Source organism: Paenibacillus sp. FSL R5-0908, assembly GCF_038006245.1.
Lineage (GTDB): Bacteria > Bacillota > Bacilli > Paenibacillales > Paenibacillaceae > Paenibacillus_AQ > Paenibacillus_AQ odorifer.
Genome location: NZ_JBBOUV010000001.1, coordinates 5958993 through 5981989, shown reverse-complemented (window position 1 = coordinate 5981989; position 22997 = coordinate 5958993). Strand labels below are relative to the sequence as shown.

The following is a 22997-nucleotide window of genomic DNA, read 5'->3' as shown; positions in this document are numbered from 1 at the left end:
ATAGTACAATGAAAATCTTCAAGAAATTAACAGTAACGGCTTTAACAGCCGTAATCGCGGTAACCGCATCTTTTGCAGGGATTGCAGCAGCAGCAGATTCACTTAGTGGCAAAATCACCGTTAACGGTTCAACCGCACTTCTTCCATTGACCTTGCAAGCGGTAAAAGAATTCCAAAAGCTGCACCCTAAAGTGAAAATCGCAGCATCTGGTAAAGGTTCTGTAACTGGACCACAAGCTGTGAAAAAAGGCATCGCTGATATCGGCGCTTGCGACTGGGATGCTAGCATCGACGTACCAGGCTTCAAAGCTTTTGACGGACAGGTAGCGAACAAAGTGGCTGTCATTCCTTTTGCAACGATTGTAAACAAAAATGTGGGTGTAGATAACCTCACAACAGAACAACTTAAAGGCATTTTCGCTGGCAAAATCACCAACTGGAAGGAAGTAGGCGGTGCAGATGCAGATATCGTTGTCATCACTCGCTCTTTCGGTTCTGGTACGCGCGTTAACTATCAAGCTAAAGCTTTGGATGGCGGAGATATTGTTAAAAAAGCTAAGAACTACAAAGAAACAGGTTCATCCGGCGACATGAAAACAGCAGTAGGAACTACTCCTAACTCCATCGGTTATATCGACCTTGTTTATGTAAGTGGCGACGTAAAAGCAGTGAAACACAACGGTATCGCAGCTACTACAGACAACGTAATTAACGGTTCTTATAAGATTTGGGCTTATGGTTACTACATGACTAAAGGCCAACCTACTGGCGCAACTAAAGAATTTATCGAATACGTACAAAGCAAAAAGTTCCAACAAGGTTCTCTGAAAAAGCTTAAATTCATTCCGATCGCAGCAATGAAGGGTTAATAACATCTGAAGAACATATTGAACGGTAACAGCGGCCAGCCCCGATTTTGATACGGGGGTGGCCGCTTACAGGAGGGAAAGTATGGGGGCACCAGTCCACAACTTGGCAACTAAGGTTAAGGAGGGCGTTACAGAAGTTAGCGCCAACTCCAAACGTCACAGTAGACATATGTTTAGCAACCGATTATTCCGCTTTTATTTCTTATTCAGCATTCTTGCACTTTGTTTCGTGCTTGGACTTGTAATCCTATTTATCGGCAAAACGGCGCTGCTTCTTTTTGGTCATCTCTCGCCTGCGGACTTTTTCTTTTCTTTTAACTGGACGCCTGAAGAGGACTCCTTTGGGGCTGCTGCCTTCATTGTAAATACACTTTCGCTGACGGCTTTGACCCTGCTGATCGCAGTACCTATTTCGGTGGGTATGGCCGTGCTCTGTGCGGAGATTGCTCCGAAGTGGATGAAGACCTTCATTCGCCCGGTGCTCGATTTGCTCGTTGGTATTCCTTCTATAGTATATGGTTATTTAGGCTTAACGGTATTACTTCCTTTCCTGCGTAGAGTTAGTGGGGAGAGCTTGGGTGATGGTTTGCTGGCTGCGGCCCTCGTGCTCGCATTAATGGTCTTGCCAACGATTTGCCGAATCAGTGATGATGCTATTGTCGCTGTTCCACGCAAATATCGGGATGCTGCGTACGCTCTTGGATCTACCCGTCTGCAAGTCATTATGCGTGTTGTTTTGCCTGCGGCTAGCAGAGGGATTATCTCCGCAGTCATCCTCGGGATGACTCGTGCTGTGGGGGAGACAATGGCTGTAGTAATGGTTATCGGAAACACACCACAGTTGGCGAAAACCTTATTTACACCTGCTTCGGTCTTGACTAGTAACATCGTTATGCAAATCTCGAATGTAGAGTTTGAATCAACCTGGAATTATGCCCTACATATGATGGCCTTTCTTCTGTTGGTGATTTCATTTGTACTGATTCTGATCATCCGCGTGCTGGGTAGAAAAAGGAGGGATGCAGCGTGAACGGATTCGCAAGTACAAAGTATACAGCGCGTGCTCAGAGACGCAATAAGCTCGCGACTATTGGGTTTTATACGCTTGGGGCTTTAGTCATGCTGCTAATCTTCTGGCTGCTCTTCACGATTCTTAGTAAAGGTCTGCCAGCGCTGCGGCCTGACTTCCTGATTAAACAGCCTGAAGAGATTGACGTAGGTGGCGGGATCGGTCCTGTACTTTTCAACTCTTTTTATATTTTGTTCATCTCGCTGCTTATTTCCGTCCCTATCGGTTTAGGTGCGGGGATTTATATGGCGGAGTATGCTCCGGATAATGCTTTTACAGGCGGCCTGCGTATATGTGTAGAAGCTCTCTCTTCGGTTCCTTCGATTGTATTTGGTATGCTTGGTCTTGCGATATTTGCTGAATATTTTGGGATCGGCCTGACGATTCTTGGCGGTGGAGTAAGCTTGGCGCTTTTGAATCTGCCTATGCTTGCACGTGTGACGGAGGAAGCGATTCGTGCTGTTCCTGGCGAGATGCGTGAAGCTGGATATGCACTGGGCATGACTAAATTCCATGTGATCCGCACAGTAGTTCTACCCGTTGCAATGTCAGCCATTGTTACTGGGATTTGTCTCGTTGCTGGACGCGCCTTCGGGGAGTCTGCGGTTATTATCCTTACCGCTGGCCTCAGTACCTCGGGCGAAATGTGGGACTTTAATCTGTTCTCGCCGGGTGAAACCCTGGCAGTGCATCTATGGTATGTACAATCCGAGGCAATTGTAGAAGATGCGCGGCAAATCGCTGACAAATCAGCGGCAGTACTCGTATTTGTAGTTTTGTTTATTAACTTTGCCTTCCGTTTTCCGCTTTGGCTCGGAAATCGCCGCAAAGGGCGCTGATCCGCTCATATAGGAAGATTATGCATAAAAAACTGTCTCTCGGCGACAAATCGCCGTGAACAGTTTTTTTATTCCCGATTAAATAAACAGAGTGCTCCATCCATTAATAAAATTGCTAATGTGCGTGTCTTTTGAGTAATTAGATTGGGCACGCTTAGCTTAGAAAACTGGAAAATTTCCCATATTTAAAAAATTAGAAATGGGAATGTGAAGAGTAATAGTCGATGAGTGGTGGGTGGTGAGTAGAGAGTAATGAGGCAATTTCTTTTAAGAGGAGCGTTTTTCCTGCTTTTGGAGGTGCTACAATCAAACCCCGCTGTCCCAAACCTACAGGTGATGAGTAGTCAGTGGTGAGTAATGAGTAATGGTGATAAGAGTGGTTTTTAATTGCACTTTATGCACTTATTTTTAATGGGGATAGGTTTGTTTGGGTTTAATTGCACTTTGTGCAGTTAAAAATGGTGAAAAGGTCATTCTAGGCGTAAATCTGAGAATATAAGTGTATGAAATGCAATTAAAGCGAGTTTTGGAGGAAAAAGGGTACTTTTAGTTGCAAAAAATGCAATTAGATAGCATGTAGCGGCGTTTCTCCGGAAAAGCAGCCGTAATGTTCTAATGCGGCGGGGTATGATGTGGTACTGACTCATGGAAACTGAGCTTCGATTGCTAAGCTCCATCGGACCCAGAACTCCGCCCAACCCCTCCCCTGAACACAGAAACAGCCTTCCCGAAGGAAGGCTGTTTCTATATGACGTCCCGGAAGGGATTCGAACCCCCGACCGTGCGCTTAGAAGGCGCATGCTCTATCCAGCTGAGCTACCGGGACATGGTTGCTGGCAGAAAAGCAAGCAGGAATTATCATATCATATGGGGTGTTTTTTTTCAAGCTGTTTTTTAAAAAGAGTACGGGGTATGCTATAATCTACAATTATTAAGTTTCGGAAGAAGCTTAAGGTATTAATAACTTTTATAATGGTTAGGATTCCATTCACATAAGTAGACATAAGGAGGTGCCCTCATTAAACATTCGGATTCCCCCGCCACCAAAGAGAATATCGTCCTTTTCCCCAAGACACTGGACTATTATCAAATCCAGCTGACGGTGATGCTGGAAAGTGAACGCTACGGGGAAGCGATGGAGCTGCTTCGTTTTTTGCTGCAGTGTCAAGGACAGGAAGAGCGAAATTACGAGGAATGGCGGTCCCTGCTGGAATGGCTCGAAACGGCATTTCCTTACGCGTCCCAGAATGGAGATGCGGAGGGAGCTGTTCACCCCGAAGACGAAGACTTAAGGGAAGAGGATATGGCCCGCTTTTTGGCCAAATCTAAAATGAACGAGGATACGGGGTATCCCAAAAAGCTGCTGCAGCGGGTGATGAATGAGCCTCTGTCTGAGGCGACAATACTTGCATTAGAGCAGCTATCCTATCTGGAAGGTGGCGGCGTTGACGAGGAGCTGACCACTTGGCTACAGGGGGATAATGTTCATCCACTGCTGCAATTTCGGACCTTGCAGACGCTTAAGCGGCGTGGGATGCAGGGAACAGTGAAGCTGATTCGCGGACATGAAAAGGTACTTGTAGAGATCGAGAGCGTGCCACTGCAGACGGAGGATTTTCCTCCGCAGGTGAGTCATGTGCTGGAGCGGGTAGCCGGGCAGGCTGAGGTGCATGAGCCTACGCTGTATTATTTTGCACAAGAGCTCTGGGGTCAGTTCATCATGTCTATTTATGGGTCGGATGAATATCGGAAATTGCTGGAAGGCGAAGACGTTTTGCTGGATATTTGGGCAGGAGCGTTGCACCAATTTGTTTCTGAGAGTTTAAACGGCTCCCGACAAGAGGAAGAGACACGTGGAATGTATGGCATCACAGACGGCATGCGCTTTCAATTTGAGGGAGCTTATCGTGCTCTCAAGGGTTTTGTAAAGACTTCTCTACTTGATAAATAAAGTAATGTTGTATATAATATAATGGTTATTCTGTGCGTGGATTGTATCATTATTTGAAGTAAACTTGTGAACCTATATTTTGGAGGGAAAAGTATAATATGAAAGCAACATGGGAAAAAATAGAGAAGAACCTTGGAGTTCTTGAAGTAGAAGTAGACGCAGAACGCGTAACAGCAGCACTTGATAAAGCTTTTAACAAAGTCGTTAAAAAAGCTAACGTACCAGGCTTCCGTAAAGGTAAAGTACCTCGGCCGATCTTTGAATCCCGTTTTGGTGTAGAAAGCTTGTACCAAGATGCAATCGACATTCTTCTTCCAGAAGCTTACGGTGAAGCAGTTGAACAAACTGACATCTTCCCTGTAGACCGTCCTGAAGTTGATATTGAGCAATTCGCTAAAGGCCAATCCTTTATCTTCAAAGCGAAGATCACGGTTAAACCTGAAGTGAAGCTCGGCGATTACAAAGGTTTGGAAGTTCCAGTACAAAAAGCTGAAGTGACTGAAGAAGAGTTGAGTGCTGAACTTGCTCGTCTGCAAGAACGTCATGCTGAGCTTGTAGTAGTTGAAGAAGAAGCAGCAGCTAACGGCGACATCGCTGTAATCGATTTTGACGGATATGTTGATGATGTACCGTTTGAAGGCGGAAAAGCTGAACGTCACTCTCTTGAGCTTGGCAGCAACTCCTTCATTCCAGGATTCGAAGAGCAAGTGGTAGGAATGGCTACTGGAGATTTCAAAGATGTGGAAGTTACTTTCCCTGATGAATACCATGCAGAGAACCTTGCGGGTAAAAAAGCAGTATTCAAAGTGAAGCTGCACGAAATCAAACGCAAACAACTTCCTGCACTCGATGATGAGTTCGCTAAAGATGTAAGTGAATTCGAAACTTTGGATGAGTACAAAGCAGATCTGAAAGCTCAGCTCGAATCCCGTAAAGAGGAAGAACTGAAAGGCCTTCGTGAGAATGCAGTTGTTGATAAAGCAGCAGCTAACGCTGAAGTTGAAATCCCTGAAGCTATGATCAACAGTGAAGTTGAGAATATGGTTCGTGACTTCGACACTCGTCTTCGTCAACAAGGCATGAACATGGATATGTTCCTTAGCTTCTCCGGCCAAACTCGTGAAGACTTGCAGAACCAAATGAAAGGCGATGCTGAAAAACGCGTTCGCAACAACCTGGTATTGGAAGTTATCGCAAAACAAGAGAACATTGAAGTTTCCGAAGAAGAAGTTAACGAAGAGTTGGCTACTATGGCTGAAGCTTACAAACGTACTCCAGAAGAAATCCGCAGCATCTTGGCAGCTAACGGTTCACTGGGCAGCTTGAGCGAAGAGCTTTCGCTTCGTAAAACCATTGATTTCCTTGTTAGCAATAGTGTAGAAGTTGAAGCAGTAGAAGAAGCACCAGCTGCTGAAGACACTAAAGCTGAGTAGGATATTTTAAAATTATAAGAAGGTATAAGTTTCACTTTGTACTTTATTCTTATAATTCTCGCATAAACGCTTACCGTCCTTAAAAGGACGCCGAAGGCGTTTTAGCTTGACACTACCTAGAACGGCCAAGTTACACGGCCTCCATACAGATATGATAAGGCACGTAAGTTTCGTTACGTGCCTTATTTTTATCCTCGGCCGCAAATATATGTGACTACATAGGTATCCGTATGAACGTATGGCAATAAGGTAATAGGGGCGGTAACGTCACAATTCACAAGCAGCGGACTGTCCACTGTAGTGAAAAAATGACATCGCGCCGTGAACGTGTTAAAATATTTCTGAAACGATAAGACTAATCTGTACAGAGAAAAGAGGTTGGTGGCATGAGTCTGGTACCAATGGTTGTGGAATCAACAAGTCGTGGAGAACGTTCATACGATATCTATTCCAGATTGCTCAAGGATCGCATCATTTTCTTAAGCAGTGCGATTGACGATGATGTCGCCAATCTGGTTATTGCTCAATTGCTGTTTTTGGCAGCAGATGATCCCGAGAAGGACATTCACTTGTACCTCAACTCACCCGGTGGTTCAGTAACAGCCGGCATGGGTATATACGATACGATGCAATATATCAAACCGGATGTTTCAACCATTTGTGTAGGGATGGCAGCAAGCATGGGATCGCTCCTTCTAACAGCTGGGGCTCCGGGCAAAAGATATGCGCTGACCAACAGCGAAGTTATGATTCATCAACCGCTCGGCGGTGTTCAAGGTCAAGCGTCTGATATTTGGATTCACACTGACTGGATCCTCAAGACGAGACAGAAGCTGAATCAAATTTATGTAGATCGCACAGGTCAGCCCCTTGAAAAAATCGAACGGGACACAGACCGCGATAACTTCATGAGCGCGGAAGAAGCCAAGGAATATGGGCTTATTGACCAGGTTCTTTCTTCACCGATGAAATCTTAAAGGGGTGGTTAGATGTTTAAATTTAATGATGAAAAAGGGCAATTGAAATGTTCTTTTTGCGGTAAATCACAAGAGCAGGTTCGTAAGCTTGTAGCAGGACCGGGCGTTTATATATGTGACGAATGTATCGAGCTTTGCACGGAAATTGTGGAAGAAGAGCTCGGTCATGAGGAAGAGCTTGATCTGAAGGATATTCCAAAACCAAAGGAAATTCGCGATATTTTGGATCAATATGTAATCGGTCAAGAGCAAGCGAAGAAATCTCTTTCTGTAGCGGTTTATAACCACTACAAGCGTGTGAACAGCCAAAGTAAGATCGAAGATGTTGAGCTGACGAAGAGTAATATCCTTTTGCTCGGTCCAACAGGTTCTGGTAAAACCTTGTTAGCACAAACGATGGCGAAGATTATCAACGTTCCTTTTGCTATTGCAGACGCTACTTCTCTAACAGAAGCTGGTTATGTCGGCGAGGATGTTGAGAACATTCTGCTCAAACTCATTCAAGCTGCAGATTACGATGTGGAGAAAGCCGAACGCGGCATTATCTATATTGATGAAATTGATAAAGTGGCACGTAAGTCCGAGAATCCGTCCATTACTCGTGACGTTTCCGGCGAAGGTGTACAGCAGGCGCTTCTGAAGATTCTGGAAGGAACTGTTGCTTCTGTGCCTCCGCAGGGCGGACGTAAGCACCCTCACCAGGAGTTTATTCAGATCGACACGACGAACATCCTATTCATCGTTGGCGGTGCCTTTGACGGTCTGGAGCAAATGATTAAACGCCGTATCGGTAAAAAAATCATTGGCTTCAACGCAGCAGTTGAAGGACAAAAGGATCTTAAGCCTGGCGAATATTTGTCGATGGTATTGCCTGAAGATTTGCTCAAATTCGGTCTTATTCCTGAATTTGTAGGCCGTCTGCCAGTCATCTCGACTTTGGAGCCGCTTGATGAGAATACGCTTGTACGTATCCTTTCCGAGCCTAAAAATGCACTCACTAAACAATATATCAAGCTGCTGGAAATGGACAACGTAGCGTTGAAGTTCGAACCATTGGCACTCGAAGCAATTGCCAAGGAAGCGATCAAACGTAATACGGGAGCCCGTGGACTGCGCGCGATTATTGAGAGCATCATGCTCGATGTGATGTATGAAGTTCCTTCACGCGATGATATTAAGGATTGTGTGATCACGGAACAGGTCGTTCAGGAGAAAGCTTTGCCTGAGCTCAACCTTAAGAAAGACAAGAAAAAAGAGGAAAGCGCGTAAGCCGCTTTTCCTTAACAATACATGTCACAGTCTCCACCTTTCTTCCGCTTATCCCGCTTCACATTAGCGGGAGCGAAGGGGTGGAGCTTTGGCGTTATGGGGGAGAAAAATCATGTTCTTGAGACACCAAACCCGTCCTGTCAATGTTGGCGGGCTCATTATTGGGGGAAACAACGAGGTTGCGATTCAAAGCATGTGTACAACCAAAACCGCTGATGTGGAGGCTACTGTAGCTGAAATATTGCGGCTTGAGGAAGCAGGCTGCCAGCTAGTACGCGTAACTGTCAACAATGAAGAGGCGGCTGCCGCAATCAAGGAGATCAAGAAACAGATTCATATCCCACTCGTAGCGGATATTCATTTCAACTATAAGCTAGCGTTGATGGCTATCGAGAACGGCATCGATAAGGTACGGATTAATCCGGGGAACATTGGTCGTCGCGAAAAGGTAGAAGCGGTAGTTAAAGCATGTAAAGAAAAAGGTATTCCGATTCGAATTGGTGTAAACGCCGGTTCTTTGGAAAATCATCTTTTGGAAAAATACGGATATCCAACCCCGGAAGCCATGGTAGAAAGTGCGTTATACCATATTGGTATTCTGGAGGAACTGGATTTCCACGACATTATCGTTTCTCTAAAAGCATCCGATGTGCCAATGGCCATCGAAGCTTACCGTCAGGCTGCGGAAGTTATTCCTTATCCACTGCACTTGGGGATTACAGAATCTGGAACATTGTTTGCTGGTACTGTGAAGAGCTCCGCAGGTATCGGTGCACTGCTCTCAATGGGCATCGGCAGCACACTGCGTATCTCGCTTAGTGCCGATCCGGTTGAAGAGGTTAAGGTGGCGCGTGAACTGCTGAAGACTTTTGGTCTGATCTCTAACGCGGCGACGCTGATCTCTTGTCCGACTTGCGGAAGACTGGATATCGATCTTTTCTCCATCGCTAATGAGGTGGAAGAATACATTTCGAAGCTTAAGGTGCCTATTAAAGTTTCTGTCCTTGGCTGTGCTGTTAACGGTCCTGGTGAGGCACGTGAAGCAGATATCGGTATTGCCGGCGCTCGTGGGGAAGGTTTGCTTTTCCGTTACGGCCAAATGATCCGTAAAGTGCCTGAAGCAGAACTCGTGAACGAGCTGAAGAAGGAAATTGATGCGATCGTGGTGGCTTACGAGGCAACGGGCGAAATCCCAGGCCGCGCCCACGCTAACCTTGCACCTCCGGTGCAGTCGAAGTAACTTGGTTTGAATGGTATTTATAAGAATTTTCAATCTCATAATATTATAAACACTTCTTAGCATCATATAGTAATTTTGGGCGACGTTAGGTAAGTGGTGATCTAAGTGGCGAAGAACGCCCTGTGCAGCTCCGGTAAACCCGGGGCCCATGGGGCGTTTTTTTGTGTTTATTTCCTATTTTGGAGGAAGGAATGAGTAAACATGAACTATGAACAAGCCCATGAAAAATTTATTGCGCATCATCTTGCAAACAGAACGGGCGAACGGCGGGGGAGGCTGGAGAGAGGTCATGGCCACGCCGAAAAATTATTTTTGCAGAATGTCTGGTGGCCGCTTCGTGGTGAATTCAATGATCTTCATCCGGAGTATGAGGTACTGGATTTTCAAAGACGAGCATATTTTGCTGATTTTGCTTTTTTGCCGGGACCAATCAAGCTTTTGTTTGAGATCAAAGGGTATGCAGCTCATGTAAGAGACATGGATAGGCTGAAGTATTGTAATGAGCTAAATCGTGAAACTTTTCTGTACGGAATGGGTTATCAAGTACTTTCATTTGCCTATGATGATGTTGAACAGCGCCCTGAGTTATGTGTTACACTGCTGCGTTTGGCGCTAAGCCGCTACCAAATTGTAGATGCACCGCGTGGCAGACTGCTAATCGCTGAGAAGGAAATCATGCGTTTAGTGGTGCGTCAAGCTGGGGTGATACGCCCTAAAGAAGTCGCTGATTATTTCACGCTAGATCCCAAAACAGTACGCATGATGCTAAAGAATCTCTGTGAAAAAGGCTGGCTTACCCCTGTGAAGAGGGGAATCGGCGTCAAAAATGTTGAGTATAAGCTGGCTCGTGATGTTCTTTTTTACTGGGATTGATAATTGTAAAAGCTGATGGCTGATGGAGCAGGTGTAGCAGAAGTGGTTTGATGGAGCTGATCATATAGGCGTAACAATGTTGGCCATGACTTTTGCTGAAGGTGGGAATTTGAAAAGAAGGTATGTGAAGGAGCTTGATGTGAAGTCCGTTATGAAGTAAAACGCAACAATTAGGGAAATTCTCCCTGAAATAAGCCGATTATGGCTCAAAATCAAGCTTATTAGGGAAAAACTCCCTAATAAAAGGAGGATTTCTCCCATTTATGTGTGATTCGACCGATAATCAGGGAGGATTTCCCTAATTGGCAGCTTTGAGGTCGTGAATCACTGATAAATAGGGAGGAATTCCCTAATTATTTAGCTGGGTACCAATGATACTTAGATTTTTGTACTAAATAGGATGTTTCTACGAACATAGGAGATACAAACGGATATGTTCAGCAAACTAAGTTAACTCTGCATCTAGAAGTAACCCACTGCGTCCAGCTGACTCAGCTTCTAATAGTACCTCCTCGAACTCAACAAACTAAGCTACAGGAAACTCCCGACGCTCTTACCCTTAGCGGTACAGTCGCAGAACTAGGTTCCTCGTCCCCACATAGTCTTGATCTCAATCCTCAGTTACTAAGTATGACGATTCCCCCTAACACTACAGTTACTCAAATTCTCTTTCCACTAATCTCTCCCGTATTTCTCAACGATTCTCCGCATTTCTCTTCATCCCTCTTCATCCCTCCTTTACTTCCGCACTCCTCCTCATTCCTTCTCCTCCAATCTCCCTCCAACCACCTCTCTAATCTCAGTTCTAACCACCTCAACAATCTTCTCCTTTTTAAAATTATCTAAGCCACATTCACACTCCCACACTCATTAATGCTCTTAAAGTTAATTATCAGAGTCTATCCTACGGCAACAATTCAACAAATCCGCAAATTCGCGTTTACTAATTACCGAAACGGCTATACTACCTAATAGTAGCCAAGGGTGGAAAGGTAGACTGAACGAAACAGGAGGATGACCTATGGAATTAAGTATAGTTGTGATGATCGTGCAGCTCTTTTTCGCGCTGGTTATCGGCGTATACTTTTGGAATCTGCTGCGGGGTCAGAAGACAAATAAGACAGCGGTGGAACGAGAGTCGCGCAAGGAACTGGACAAGTTACGGAAAATGCGAATGATTACATTAACTAAACCATTGTCGGAGAAAACACGTCCGGCTTCTATTGGAGATATTGTCGGGCAGAAGGATGGGCTGCGCGCCTTGAAAGCCGCACTTTGCAGCGCTAATCCGCAGCATGTGATTATTTATGGTCCGCCGGGAGTAGGCAAGACTGCGGCAGCGCGTGTTGTCATGGAAGAGGCGAAAAAGAATGTGCTTTCTCCTTTTAAAAGTGACGCCAAATTCACAGAGATTGACGCCACTACCGCTCGTTTTGATGAGCGTGGTATTGCTGACCCGTTGATCGGCTCTGTGCATGATCCTATTTATCAAGGTGCAGGAGCCATGGGTGTGGCAGGTGTGCCACAGCCGAAGCCGGGTGCGGTGACTAAGGCGCATGGCGGGATTCTTTTTCTGGATGAAATAGGAGAGCTTCACCCTATTCAGATGAATAAGCTACTTAAAGTGCTTGAGGACCGGAAGGTCCTGCTAGAGAGCGCTTATTATAATTCGGAGGATAATAATACTCCGGCTTATATTCATGATATTTTTCAAAATGGCTTGCCTGCTGATTTCCGGCTAGTTGGCGCTACTACGCGATCTCCGGATGAGATTTCACCTGCGCTGCGTTCGCGCTGCATGGAGATTTATTTCCGTCCGCTGCTGCCGGATGAGATTGCCGTCATCGCGCGTGACGCGATACAGAAAATCGGGCTTAAACCAAGTCCGGAAGCAGTCACTGTGGTGCAACAGTATGCAACCAACGGCCGGGAGGCAGTTAATATGATTCAGTTGGCTGCCGGATTAGCTTTAACTGAGCAGAGAGATACACTAAATGCTGCTGATGTGGAATGGGTGGCAGGCAGCAGCCAGCTTCCTCTACGTACGGAACGCAAGATTCCTTCCGCGCCACAGATTGGATTAGTAAACGGTCTTGCTGTATATGGGCCAGGGATGGGTACTCTGCTCGAAATCGAAGTTTCCGCAGCACCTGCTGTGAACGGCCAAGGCAGATTGAACGTGACCGGTGTGGTGGATGAAGAAGAGATCGGTGGAGGCTCCCGCACGATTCGGCGAAAAAGTATGGCAAAGGGCTCGGTTGAGAATGTATTGACTGTACTACGTACGATGAATCTGGAGCCCGATCGTTATGATCTACATGTAAATTTCCCAGGTGGTACACCAATTGACGGACCTTCGGCAGGGGTGGCGATGGCAGTAGCAATCGTCTCTGCTATTCGTGGACTTCCCGTGGATAACACGGTAGCGATCACAGGCGAGATAGGCATCCACGGTCGAGTTAAGCCAGTGGGTGGTGTAATCGCCAAAGTAGAAGCTGCTTTTCAAGCTGGAGCCACTACAGTGCTTATTCCAAAAGAAAACTGGCAGTCTCTCTTCGCTGACCTCGCGCCATTACGCGTTATTCCAATGGAAACAGTAGAAGAGGTGTTCCGTCATCTGTTCGGTGCCGATACAGCTGATGTAAGGTTGCCTGCGGTTGCTGGAGAGTTGTTCTCCGCTGCACCTTCACTCCTAAAGGCCGATGCCGCTGGTGAATCTGCAAAGGGTTAAACTAAATTGATCCCTAATTCGAAGAATAAGGTGAGATTTGTCGCTGTAAAATAAAGGAGGCTGCAGGCAATTCTGCTGCTTCCTTTTTAAATGCTATAAGAGATGTTGTCTCTATTTAAGGAAAAGCAAGTCGGTTCTTCTTGAAATCTAAGGACTCTGTTGGTGTTTTGGGGCTGCTTTTGTTAGAATGAATGCATATGAGATTAATTGAGAGCCATGGGAGGTGCGAAAGCGATGATGACAAATAAAACAAAAGGTCGTCGTTTTCCTTTATTGCCGCTAAGAGGGCTTCTTGTGTACCCAAGCATGGTTCTTCACTTGGATGTGGGCCGTGAGAAGTCAGTTCGGGCGCTAGAGAAAGCTATGGTTGAAGATAATTTGATTCTTCTTTGTTCCCAGTCGGAAGTGAATATTGAAGAGCCAGGTCAGGACGATATTTTTCGGGTCGGTACTGTCGCCAATGTGCGGCAAATGCTGAAGCTTCCAAATGGTACGATACGTGTACTGGTTGAAGGTGTAGAACGGGCCGAAATTATTAATTATATCGATAATGATGAGTACTATGAGGTTATGGCGCGTGAGCTGCCGGAAGATGAAGATAGCAATCAAGAATGTGACGCGCTGATGCGTACAGTACTCAATCAGTTCGAACACTATATTACGTTATCCAAAAAAGTGACCCCAGAGACCCTCGCTGCTGTATCCGATATAGAAGAGCCTGGTCGACTTGCGGATGTCATTACGAGCCATTTATCGCTAAAAATTAAGGATAAGCAAGAAATTCTCGAGACGATTGATGTTAGTAAACGGCTGGAGAAGCTTCTTGATATTCTTAATAATGAGCGTGAAGTGCTGGAGCTTGAACGTAAGATCAATCAACGTGTCAAAAAGCAGATGGAAAAGACGCAGAAGGAATATTATTTGCGTGAGCAAATGAAAGCGATCCAGAAAGAACTCGGCGAGAAGGAAGGCCGGGTAGGAGAAGCGGAAGAGCTGCGGGCACTAATGGAAGAGAAAAATGTTCCGGAACGCGTGAAAGAAAAGATGGATAAAGAAATCGACCGGCTGGAAAAAATGCCCGTCAGCTCTGCGGAAGGCGGCGTCATTCGCAACTATGTAGATTGGCTGCTCAGTCTCCCTTGGAGTGAACAGACAGAGGATGATCTTGACATCAAAAAGGCCGAGCAGGTACTTGATGAGGATCACTACGGTTTGGAAAAACCGAAGGAACGGGTATTGGAATATTTGGCCGTTCAGCAGCTGGTTAAGAAGCTTAAGGGTCCGATATTATGTCTTGTAGGTCCTCCAGGGGTGGGGAAAACCTCACTGGCTCGTTCCATCGCCCGCTCGCTGAACCGCAAGTTCGTCCGTATCTCGTTAGGCGGTGTACGTGATGAGGCGGAGATTCGAGGTCATCGCCGGACTTATGTAGGTGCGATGCCGGGGCGGATTATCCAAGGCATGAAGACGGCGGGTACGATTAATCCGGTTATCCTATTGGATGAAATCGATAAGATGGCTGCGGATTTCCGTGGAGATCCATCTTCAGCGCTGCTTGAGGTGCTGGATCCAGAACAAAACAACACGTTTAGTGATCATTTTGTAGAGCTGCCGTTCGACTTGTCGAACGTAATGTTTGTAACAACAGCGAACGTAGTGCATAATATTCCGCGTCCTTTGCTGGATCGGATGGAAATGCTGTTCATTCCAGGTTATACGGAACTGGAGAAACTGCAAATCGGCAGCCGTTATCTATTGCCTAAGCAGAAGAAAAACCACGGTCTTGCAGAAGATCAACTGATTATCGAAGACGATAGCTTATTACGCATTGTCCGCGAATATACCCGTGAATCCGGTGTGCGTAATTTGGAGCAGCAGATTGCAGCATTATGCCGCAAAGCTGCGAAACAAATCGTGTCTGAGGAAAAAGAGAAAGTGATTATTCTTCCTGACGACATCAAGGATTATCTTGGGGCTTCCAAATATCGTTACGGTATGGCCGAGCTTGAAGATCAGATCGGTACGGTCACTGGGCTGGCTTGGACTGAGGTCGGTGGAGATACACTGCTGATCGAAGTTACGGTTGTGCAGGGAACAGGTAAACTAACCCTTACCGGACAGCTGGGCGATGTAATGAAGGAGTCGGCACAGGCCGCATTCAGCTATACTCGTTCGAAGGCGGAGGAGCTGGGGCTCCAGCCCGATTTTTATGAGAAGATTGATATTCACATCCATATTCCGGAAGGTGCAATTCCGAAGGATGGTCCGTCTGCAGGGATTACGATCGCAACCGCATTGATCTCCGCACTCACGAAACGTTATGTTTCCAAGGATGTGGCGATGACAGGTGAAATTACCTTGCGGGGACGTGTTTTGCCAATTGGTGGATTGAAAGAGAAATCTCTTGCCGCTCACCGAGCTGGATATAAAAAGATCCTTCTTCCCAAAGACAATGAACGGGATTTGAAAGATATTCCTGAGAGCGTACGTAATGATGTTGAGTTCGTACCGGTATCTAATATGGATCAGGTCTTGCATCATGCGTTAGTTGAGCATCATAATGAAATTAGCAGTGAGCCACCGAGTAGTGTGCATTAGAAAGGAAGTCCTATGAAAGTTAATATTGCCGAATTTATTATCAGTGCCGTTGGCCCTGATCAGTACCCTGATGATTCCTTGCCAGAGGTTGCTCTGGCAGGGCGTTCCAATGTGGGGAAGTCTTCCCTCATTAACCGAATGATTAACCGTAAGAATCTGGCTCGGACAAGCTCCACGCCTGGTAAGACACAACACATGAACTATTACCGTATCAATGAAGACAGCATGTATTTTGTTGACTTTCCAGGTTACGGGTATGCCAAGGTTTCCAAGACGCAACGCGCCGTATGGGGTAAAATGGTTGAGAAATACCTCTCTGAGCGCGATACGTTAAAGCTTGTTCTGCTTATTGTGGACCTGCGGCATTCGCCTACCAGCAATGATAAGATGATGTTCGACTGGTTGAAGCATTATGATCTTCCTATGTGTGTTGTAGCGACCAAAGCGGATAAAATTCCGAAGACACGCTGGCAAAAGCATATCAAGACCATGAAGCAGGAGCTGGGCGTGCTGCCAGGGGATAATTTTATTCCATTCTCCTCGGAAATTGGTCTCGGCAAAGACGAGCTTTGGGGCTTAATTGATGGGTATATTCGCCCTTCTGAGTATGAATCTCCGGATTCAGAGGATGCTGAAATGATAGCAAATGAATCTCAGCAAGAGGAGTCAACCGAAGCGTAAGATATGAACTCATTTACAATCAAGCAACCATTCCTGGTGGGAATGGTTGTATTTTTTTGTTGATAAAACTAAAATTTCTATGGAAAAGGACCGATAGATAACATATGATAGATATTCACTGCCACATCTTACCCTTTTTGGATGACGGAGCCTCTGATTGGGAAGCTGCTCTTGCCATGGCGCAAGACGCCCACAGAGAAGGGATTACTTCAGTCATCGCCACGCCACATCATGCCAACGGTCAATATATGAATAACGCCCCCAAGATTAAAGAAGCTGTGGAGTTGATGAATGAGAGACTTCGTCAGGCTGGTAATCCACTGCTTGTTCTTCCAGGTCAAGAGATCCGTATCTACGGGGAGCTTCTGAATGATCTGGAGCGGGGGGAACTGCTGAGTCTTGCAGATTCGCGGTATATTTTACTGGAAATGCCTTCTTCACGAGTACCACGTAACATGGAAGAAATCTGCCACGAGCTGATCATTCAAGGGTTCGTTCCGGTCATCGCCCATCCGGAGCGCAATGCTGAAATAGCCGCTGATCCTTCTAAACTAGAGAGACTGATAGAGCTAGGATCACTTGGGCAGGTAACCGCACAGAGTCTTGCAGGCGTTTTCGGGAATAAGCTACAGAAATTGTCGCTGGAGCTATGCCGTAGAAATGCAGTACATGTGTTGGCCTCTGATGCACATGACAGTGTTCATCGTCCTTTTGGATTAAACGCTGCTTATGTGGTTATGGAGAAAGAATTAGGCCCTGAGATGCGTGACTATGTTCGCGGCAATGCTCAGCAAATTATGACCAATGGCGAGGTTATTCATGGAAAACACGTACAAACAAGGGGAAACCGACAAAAATTGTTTGGATTTTTTTTCCGAAAGGGCTGACTAATCTACCTAATAGTGGTAGAATGGGTTTTATTGGGTGATTTAGTGCTATACGTAATAGCGTAGCATTTGGGCGAATTGTTCTAGGTCTATGGTAGTACAGTATTTTAATACATAAGAAGAGGTGGATATTTAGTGACTTTGAAAAAGAAACTAGTAGTATCAACATTAGCAGCAAGTATGGTAGCAGCATCCGTAGCGGGTCTTCCGTTGGGAAGCCTTGGAGCAGTAGGCACAGCATCTGCGGCTACAGTTAGTAGTAGTGCAGCAGTTAAGGATAAGGTTCTTGCTGTTTACAAACAATTGACCGCAACTGATGCAGTTTATCTCTACAATTTGAAGACTGAGGTTGCAGCACTGAGTGAGAAAGAATTTACAGAAATTTTTGCTCCAGTACTGAACAAGCTTTCACTGGATGGAGAAGAAACAAAAACATCACTTAAATTGTTCCAAAGCGTTACTAGTGTAGTCTACGATGTCTATGAAAATGACTACTCAGGAATCCAAGTGATCCGTAACGATGACAAAAACATTGCTTTGGTAAGCAAAATTGCAGCTAAAGCGGGTGTGTCTGGACTTACTGTTGATAGTGTTGCTGAATTCTTGAGCAGTATTGAAACAGAACTTCGTGATCTGGTAGGTAACAAGTCATCAGCAGATTTGTTGGCAATTCTTACATCTGAATCTGGTTACGAGACTTTGTTGGATGAAGCTATTGCGAAAGTATTGAGCCATACAACAGGAACAGGAGCACTCACAGTAAGTCAAGCGTTGGACAAGCTTGGAGTTACTGCTAGTGATGTGAAAGAAACACTGAAAAACTTGAACAATAATATTAAATCCGCGAAACCTGCGGCGAAATCACTTGCATTTGCTTATATTAAAGCCTACGGATTAGGCGATAATGGCAACGGTAATGGCAACGGCAATGGTAATGGTAGTAGTGGAAGTGGGAATGGAAGTGTTACAACGCCTGTAGCTCCTGTTCAAACTCCAGGAATCTATGACGTATCTAAGCTTGTAAGCATTGTTGACGGTAAAGCAACCTTGAAATTGGTTGATGCTGATGTAATTAAAGAATTTGATAAGCTGGTTGCAGCGAACCCTGGTAAAACTGGTCTTACTTTGACCCTGAATCTGGGAACAGTAAACGCTACTACAGTTGAAGTTCCACTTTCCCAAGCCATTATTGAAGCTGCAAAAGCTAAAGGTATTGCGAATATCGCCGTTACTTTCAACGGTGTAACTGTAACGATTCCTGTAAGCCAATTCAGCACAGCGATTTCATTGACAGTAACTACTGCTAAACCAGAAGTTGTAACTTCCGTTACCAAGCTGAAATTGGCTTCGGATGTGTATGAATTCACACTTAGTGTGAACGGTGTAGCACAAAGCACATTTAAACAACCAATTACTATCAAATTGCCACTTAAGAATACTGATGGTCTTGATAAAGAATTGCTTTCCGTTGGTAAGCTTGTATACGGCGACCTGCAATTCCAAGGTGGAGTTCTTGATGGAGATTTCATCGTAGAACCACGTGATACATTCTCTTCTTATGCAGTACTTGAGAATAAAGTCTCCTTTAATGATATTGCTGCTGTACAAGCATGGGCTGGTAGACAAATTCAAGTCGTAGCTGCTAAAGGTGCGATTGAAGGAGTCGGAGCAGGTAAATTTGCACCGAAGAACAACGTAACTCGTGCTGAGTTCTCCAAAATGTTGATTCGTGCGCTTAACCTGGAAAACAACTCTGCTGTACAAAGCTTTAGCGATGTAAGTTCAACTGCTTGGTATGCACCATATGTAGCAGTTGCAGCAGAAAAAGGGATTATCACTGGACGCAGTGCGGCCAAATTTGATCCTAATGCAACTATTACACGTGCAGAAATGGCAACAATGATCTCCCGTGCGTTGAAATCTATCAATCCTGATGCGAAAACCGATTCTACTGCAATCAGCAAATTCTCTGATGCTGCTAAGATCAGCGCATCCCTAAGAGATGGCGTAGCGTTTGCAGCAAGCCACAACCTGGTTATCGGAAATGCTGGCAAGTTCAACCCGAACGATACAGCTACCCGTGCTGAAGCAGCAGTAATTATCTACCGTACTATTAACTTCAAGTAAATAAAACTTATAGTATACAGCCTCCTCTCATGTAGGTGAGAGGAGGCGATTTTTTTGCAAATAGGGAAGATTTGAACAGGCATCGAAATATTTCAGAAATAGCTTGGGGGTAATTTCACTTGTCATCACAAGAATTGGATCTTCGCGATTATTTTCAGATCGTCAGGAAGAGACTATGGCTCATTTTCAGCATAGTTGTATTGGTGTGCGGTATTGCTGGTGTATATAGTCTGTATATTAAAAACCCGGTATATGAGGCATCCACGAAGATTATCGTTAACCAAACACCAACGCAGTCAGCGGTGGGGCAGCTTGATTTAAACCAGATTAATACCAATATTCAATTAATTAATACGTATAAGGAAATTATTAAGACTCCGGCCATCCTTGATATTGTTACAAAGGATTATCCGCAATTTAATATTACTGCGGAAGAGCTATTAAAAAAGGTTAATGTGAGTTCCGTAAATAATACGCAGGTGATGACACTTGTCGTTCGAGATAATTCTTATCAGCGGGCTGCTGAAATCGTGAATGCCATTTCACTTGTGTTCAAGGAAGAAATTCCAAGTCTATTTAATGTGGAAAATGTATCGATTCTGAATGAAGCTAAAGTGAATCCAACTGTTGAGCCACGGCCGGTAGAACCAAATGTTTTACTGAACATGGCTATTGCTTTTATCGTCTCTTTGATGATTGGATTAGGGATTGCCTTCCTGCTGGAATATATGGATGACACCCTGAAGACAGAAGCTGATATTGAGAAGTATCTTGGTTTGCCTACCATAGCTATGATTACAAGATTGGGTCAAGATGAAAGCAAGCAAGGTGCCGCACAAACTCAGAAACAATCATCCAGAAAGGCGGGGGACCTCGAACATGTCACAGCTTCCAAATAAACAACGCCATCTGATCACCGTTACGAACCCACGCTCTCCTGTCTCTGAAGCGTTTCGCGCATTGCGCACGAATATTGATTTTTCTTCTGTAGATCAGACTATTCAAGTGATTATGGTCACTTCATCCGGACCGGAAGAAGGAAAATCTACGGTATCTGCTAACCTGGCGGCAGCTTACGCACAAGCAGATAAAAGAGTATTGTTGATTGACGCCGATTTGCGGAAGCCGACGGCACATAAGACATTTACACTAAGCAACCGTTTTGGTTTATCCTCCCTACTGTCTCAACAGGCAGTTCTTGAGGACACTGTCCAAGACTCTGGAGTTAATAATCTTTCAATCATGACCTCTGGACCAATCCCGCCCAACCCGGCGGAAATGATGGCATCTAATCGGATGAGCACTCTTTTACAGGACTTGCGTCAGCGGTATGATGTCATTCTTATTGATACTCCACCATTATTAGCGGTTACGGATGCACAAATTGTGGCCTCGAAGAGTGATGGCGTTATTATGGTTGTCAGTTATGGTAAGGTAAAACGCGATATCGCAGTAAAAGCTAAAGCTAATCTGGATCGCGTGGGTGCAAAAATGCTTGGCGTTGTTCTCAATAATGTAAAACGTAAAGCTAGTGAAGGGTACTATTACTACTACTATGGAAATTGATTTATTCATAATTAAAAATGTTATTTTTGGAGGCACTGAAAATGACAGCGAAATCTAGAGTGATTCTTTTATTCTTCATTGATCTTGCGATCATTTGGTTCAGTATTGTGACATCTTATTTGTTTCGGTACCCTAACCATGCTCTTCAGGAATACGTTGTACAAATGCTGCAATTTGGTTTGATTGCAACATTTGCATTTGGTGGAAGCCTGATATACTTCGGTCTTTACCGAAGAATGTGGCAATATGCCAGTATCGGTGAAATTATATCGGTTTCTAAAGCTATTGTAGTAGGGTCTTTATTTTCATTTGCACTGGCATATCTAATTTTGCCGGATAGAGTACCTCTTGCCATAGAAGTTCGGTCGATGGAGACTATTCTTTTATTAGTAGGTGGAGTCCGATTTTTGTGGAGAGTACTTCATAATGATCGAATCAATTACAAAGACACTAAGACCCATACACTAATTGTAGGTGCTGGTGATTGTGGGATATTAATTGCTCGGGAAATGATGGGACCCTCTTTTGCGCATACCAAATTAGTCGGTTTCATTGATGATAATGCGAATAAATACCATATGTACATTATGGGTGTTCCTGTAATTGGAAATCGTTATGCAATCCCAGCGATTGTGAAAGAAAGAGAAATTCATGAGATTATCATCGCCATGCCCTCTGTTTCACGTACTGAGATTTCTGAAATTATTAATCTTGCCAAAAAGACTGGAGCAAAGCTGAAGATTATACCGGCTCTTAATGATCTGATCGCTGGAAAAATATCAGTTAAGAAACTTCGGGATGTTAGCGTAGAAGATTTATTAGGTCGTGAGCCGATCGTAGCTGATTTGAACAGTATTTTAGGTTATGTACATCATAAGACGGTGTTAGTTACGGGGGCTGGCGGCTCTATAGGTTCAGAGTTATGCCGGCAGATTGCTCCTTTTGGTCCGGACAAGCTAATGTTACTTGGACACGGTGAGAACAGTATTTACACGATTGAAATGGAGCTTCGTAAGAGTTTTCCAGAGTTAAACATTGTGACTGTGATAGCAGATGTACAGGATCGTAGTCGAATGATGGACATATTCAGTGGCCATAGACCGCATGTAGTCTTTCACGCAGCAGCACATAAACACGTTCCTTTAATGGAGCGTAATCCTTCGGAAGCTATTAAAAATAATGTTTTCGGCACCAAAAATGTTGCGGATTGTGCAGATAAATATGGTGCCGAGAGATTCGTAATGATCTCTTCTGATAAGGCGGTTAACCCAACCAGTGTGATGGGTGCCACTAAGCGGATTGCGGAAATGTATGTGCAGAGCCTGCACACTACAAGTCAAACGAAGTTTTCTGCTGTGCGTTTTGGGAATGTTCTTGGTAGTCGCGGCAGTGTAATTCCAGCCTTTAAGCAGCAGATCGCTGCCGGAGGTCCAGTCACTGTCACTCATCCAGAAATGGTGCGTTATTTCATGACGATTCCAGAAGCTGTTCAGCTTGTCATCCAATCTGGTTCTTTCGCCAAAGGCGGAGAAGTGTTCATTCTGGATATGGGAGAGCCGGTTAAAATTCTAACGTTGGCGGAAGACTTAATTACGCTCTCTGGATATGAACCTTATAAGGACATTGATATTCATTTCTCCGGTATTCGTGAGGGTGAGAAGTTATATGAAGAGTTGCTTACAGATGAAGAAAATCTAGGTTCTACAGATCATGGAAGAATTTTCATTGGTAGACCTAATGTAATAAGTCTAAATCAGTTAGAGTTGGAGTTTAAACGTTTGGAACGTGTTCTCGCTGAGGAACCAGAAGTTATACGCGAAATAATCAATCAGATTGTACCGATGCAGCCCGTTGCCCAAGTTGCTATTAGCTAACTATTTCATAAAG

At 44.8% G+C, this 22997-nt stretch carries 18 protein-coding genes, 1 tRNA gene and 1 pseudogene; 17 read left to right on the top strand and 3 right to left on the bottom strand.

The annotated features are described in order from the left end of the window. The first annotated feature begins 8 nt into the window (after nt 1-8). The 3 genes from MKZ09_RS27230 (at nt 9) to pstA (ending at nt 2777) form a co-directional block, all read left to right on the top strand. Nucleotides 9-869: a phosphate ABC transporter substrate-binding protein gene (locus tag MKZ09_RS27230; RefSeq protein WP_076208545.1), complete on the top strand. Its 861-nt coding sequence runs from the start codon at nt 9-11 to the stop codon at nt 867-869. A gap of 82 nt (nt 870-951) precedes the next feature. Then, entirely contained in the window at nt 952-1899 is a 948-nt protein-coding gene (gene pstC / locus MKZ09_RS27225) for a phosphate ABC transporter permease subunit PstC (protein ID WP_036685038.1), read from the top strand. Continuing rightward, nucleotides 1896-2777: a phosphate ABC transporter permease PstA gene (pstA, locus tag MKZ09_RS27220; protein WP_076137825.1), complete on the top strand. Its 882-nt coding sequence runs from the start codon at nt 1896-1898 to the stop codon at nt 2775-2777. Before pstC ends, pstA begins: the two co-directional genes overlap by 4 nt. A gap of 226 nt (nt 2778-3003) precedes the next feature. Here the strand turns inward: pstA and MKZ09_RS34550 are convergent. Next, nucleotides 3004-3153, bottom strand: a pseudogene (locus tag MKZ09_RS34550) (transcription termination factor Rho); the annotation flags it as partial. 376 nt (nt 3154-3529) lie between these two features. Further along, nucleotides 3530-3603 (bottom strand) — tRNA-Arg (locus tag MKZ09_RS27215). 279 nt (nt 3604-3882) lie between these two features. Between MKZ09_RS27215 and MKZ09_RS27210 the strand changes: the two genes are divergently transcribed. The 6 genes from MKZ09_RS27210 (at nt 3883) to MKZ09_RS27185 (ending at nt 10520) form a co-directional block, all read left to right on the top strand. Continuing rightward, nucleotides 3883-4728, top strand: a complete 846-nt coding sequence (locus MKZ09_RS27210) for a hypothetical protein (protein ID WP_036685042.1) — start codon at nt 3883-3885, stop codon at nt 4726-4728. Nucleotides 4729-4826: 98 nt separating this feature from the next. Further along, nucleotides 4827-6161: a trigger factor gene (gene tig / locus MKZ09_RS27205; protein ID WP_036685045.1), complete on the top strand. Its 1335-nt coding sequence runs from the start codon at nt 4827-4829 to the stop codon at nt 6159-6161. Nucleotides 6162-6547: 386 nt separating this feature from the next. Further along, nucleotides 6548-7138: an ATP-dependent Clp endopeptidase proteolytic subunit ClpP gene (gene clpP, locus MKZ09_RS27200; RefSeq protein ID WP_076129430.1), complete on the top strand. Its 591-nt coding sequence runs from the start codon at nt 6548-6550 to the stop codon at nt 7136-7138. A 12-nt stretch (nt 7139-7150) separates the two neighbouring features. After that, nucleotides 7151-8407: an ATP-dependent protease ATP-binding subunit ClpX gene (gene clpX, locus MKZ09_RS27195; RefSeq protein ID WP_036685052.1), complete on the top strand. Its 1257-nt coding sequence runs from the start codon at nt 7151-7153 to the stop codon at nt 8405-8407. A 112-nt stretch (nt 8408-8519) separates the two neighbouring features. Further along, nucleotides 8520-9647 (top strand): flavodoxin-dependent (E)-4-hydroxy-3-methylbut-2-enyl-diphosphate synthase, encoded by a 1128-nt coding sequence (gene ispG, locus MKZ09_RS27190; RefSeq protein WP_036685055.1) that lies wholly within the window; start codon nt 8520-8522, stop codon nt 9645-9647. Between the two features lie 201 nt (nt 9648-9848). Next, the gene (locus tag MKZ09_RS27185; protein ID WP_076208546.1) at nt 9849-10520 is read left to right on the top strand and encodes a BlaI/MecI/CopY family transcriptional regulator; all 672 of its coding nucleotides are present in this window, start codon (nt 9849-9851) and stop codon (nt 10518-10520) included. Between the two features lie 659 nt (nt 10521-11179). On the opposite strand, the gene MKZ09_RS27180 is transcribed toward MKZ09_RS27185, so the two are convergent. Next, the gene (locus MKZ09_RS27180) at nt 11180-11338 is read right to left on the bottom strand and encodes a hypothetical protein (protein WP_179088940.1); all 159 of its coding nucleotides are present in this window, start codon (nt 11336-11338) and stop codon (nt 11180-11182) included. Nucleotides 11339-11541: 203 nt separating this feature from the next. Between MKZ09_RS27180 and lonB the strand changes: the two genes are divergently transcribed. The 8 genes from lonB (at nt 11542) to MKZ09_RS27140 (ending at nt 22984) form a co-directional block, all read left to right on the top strand. Continuing rightward, nucleotides 11542-13251, top strand: coding sequence for an ATP-dependent protease LonB (gene lonB / locus MKZ09_RS27175; RefSeq protein WP_038573063.1), 1710 nt, complete (start codon nt 11542-11544; stop codon nt 13249-13251). A 234-nt stretch (nt 13252-13485) separates the two neighbouring features. Further along, nucleotides 13486-15849, top strand: a complete 2364-nt coding sequence (gene lon, locus MKZ09_RS27170; RefSeq protein WP_076208547.1) for an endopeptidase La — start codon at nt 13486-13488, stop codon at nt 15847-15849. Nucleotides 15850-15861: 12 nt separating this feature from the next. Further along, nucleotides 15862-16530, top strand: coding sequence for a ribosome biogenesis GTP-binding protein YihA/YsxC (yihA, locus tag MKZ09_RS27165; protein ID WP_076208548.1), 669 nt, complete (start codon nt 15862-15864; stop codon nt 16528-16530). A gap of 104 nt (nt 16531-16634) precedes the next feature. Then, nucleotides 16635-17417 (top strand): tyrosine-protein phosphatase, encoded by a 783-nt coding sequence (locus MKZ09_RS27160; protein ID WP_076099439.1) that lies wholly within the window; start codon nt 16635-16637, stop codon nt 17415-17417. A gap of 135 nt (nt 17418-17552) precedes the next feature. Then, nucleotides 17553-19544 carry an S-layer homology domain-containing protein gene (locus MKZ09_RS27155; protein WP_076208549.1) on the top strand — a complete coding sequence of 664 codons (1992 nt, stop codon included), beginning with the start codon at nt 17553-17555 and terminating at the stop codon, nt 19542-19544. 119 nt (nt 19545-19663) lie between these two features. Then, a complete protein-coding gene (locus tag MKZ09_RS27150; RefSeq protein ID WP_036685072.1) occupies nt 19664-20443 on the top strand; it encodes a YveK family protein in 780 nt (259 codons plus the stop codon). After that, nucleotides 20424-21110 (top strand): CpsD/CapB family tyrosine-protein kinase, encoded by a 687-nt coding sequence (locus tag MKZ09_RS27145; RefSeq protein ID WP_036685074.1) that lies wholly within the window; start codon nt 20424-20426, stop codon nt 21108-21110. The genes MKZ09_RS27150 and MKZ09_RS27145 overlap by 20 nt, the downstream gene beginning before the upstream one ends. A 41-nt stretch (nt 21111-21151) precedes the next feature. Then, nucleotides 21152-22984 (top strand): polysaccharide biosynthesis protein, encoded by a 1833-nt coding sequence (locus MKZ09_RS27140; protein ID WP_076099441.1) that lies wholly within the window; start codon nt 21152-21154, stop codon nt 22982-22984. The last annotated feature ends 13 nt before the right edge of the window (nt 22985-22997 follow it).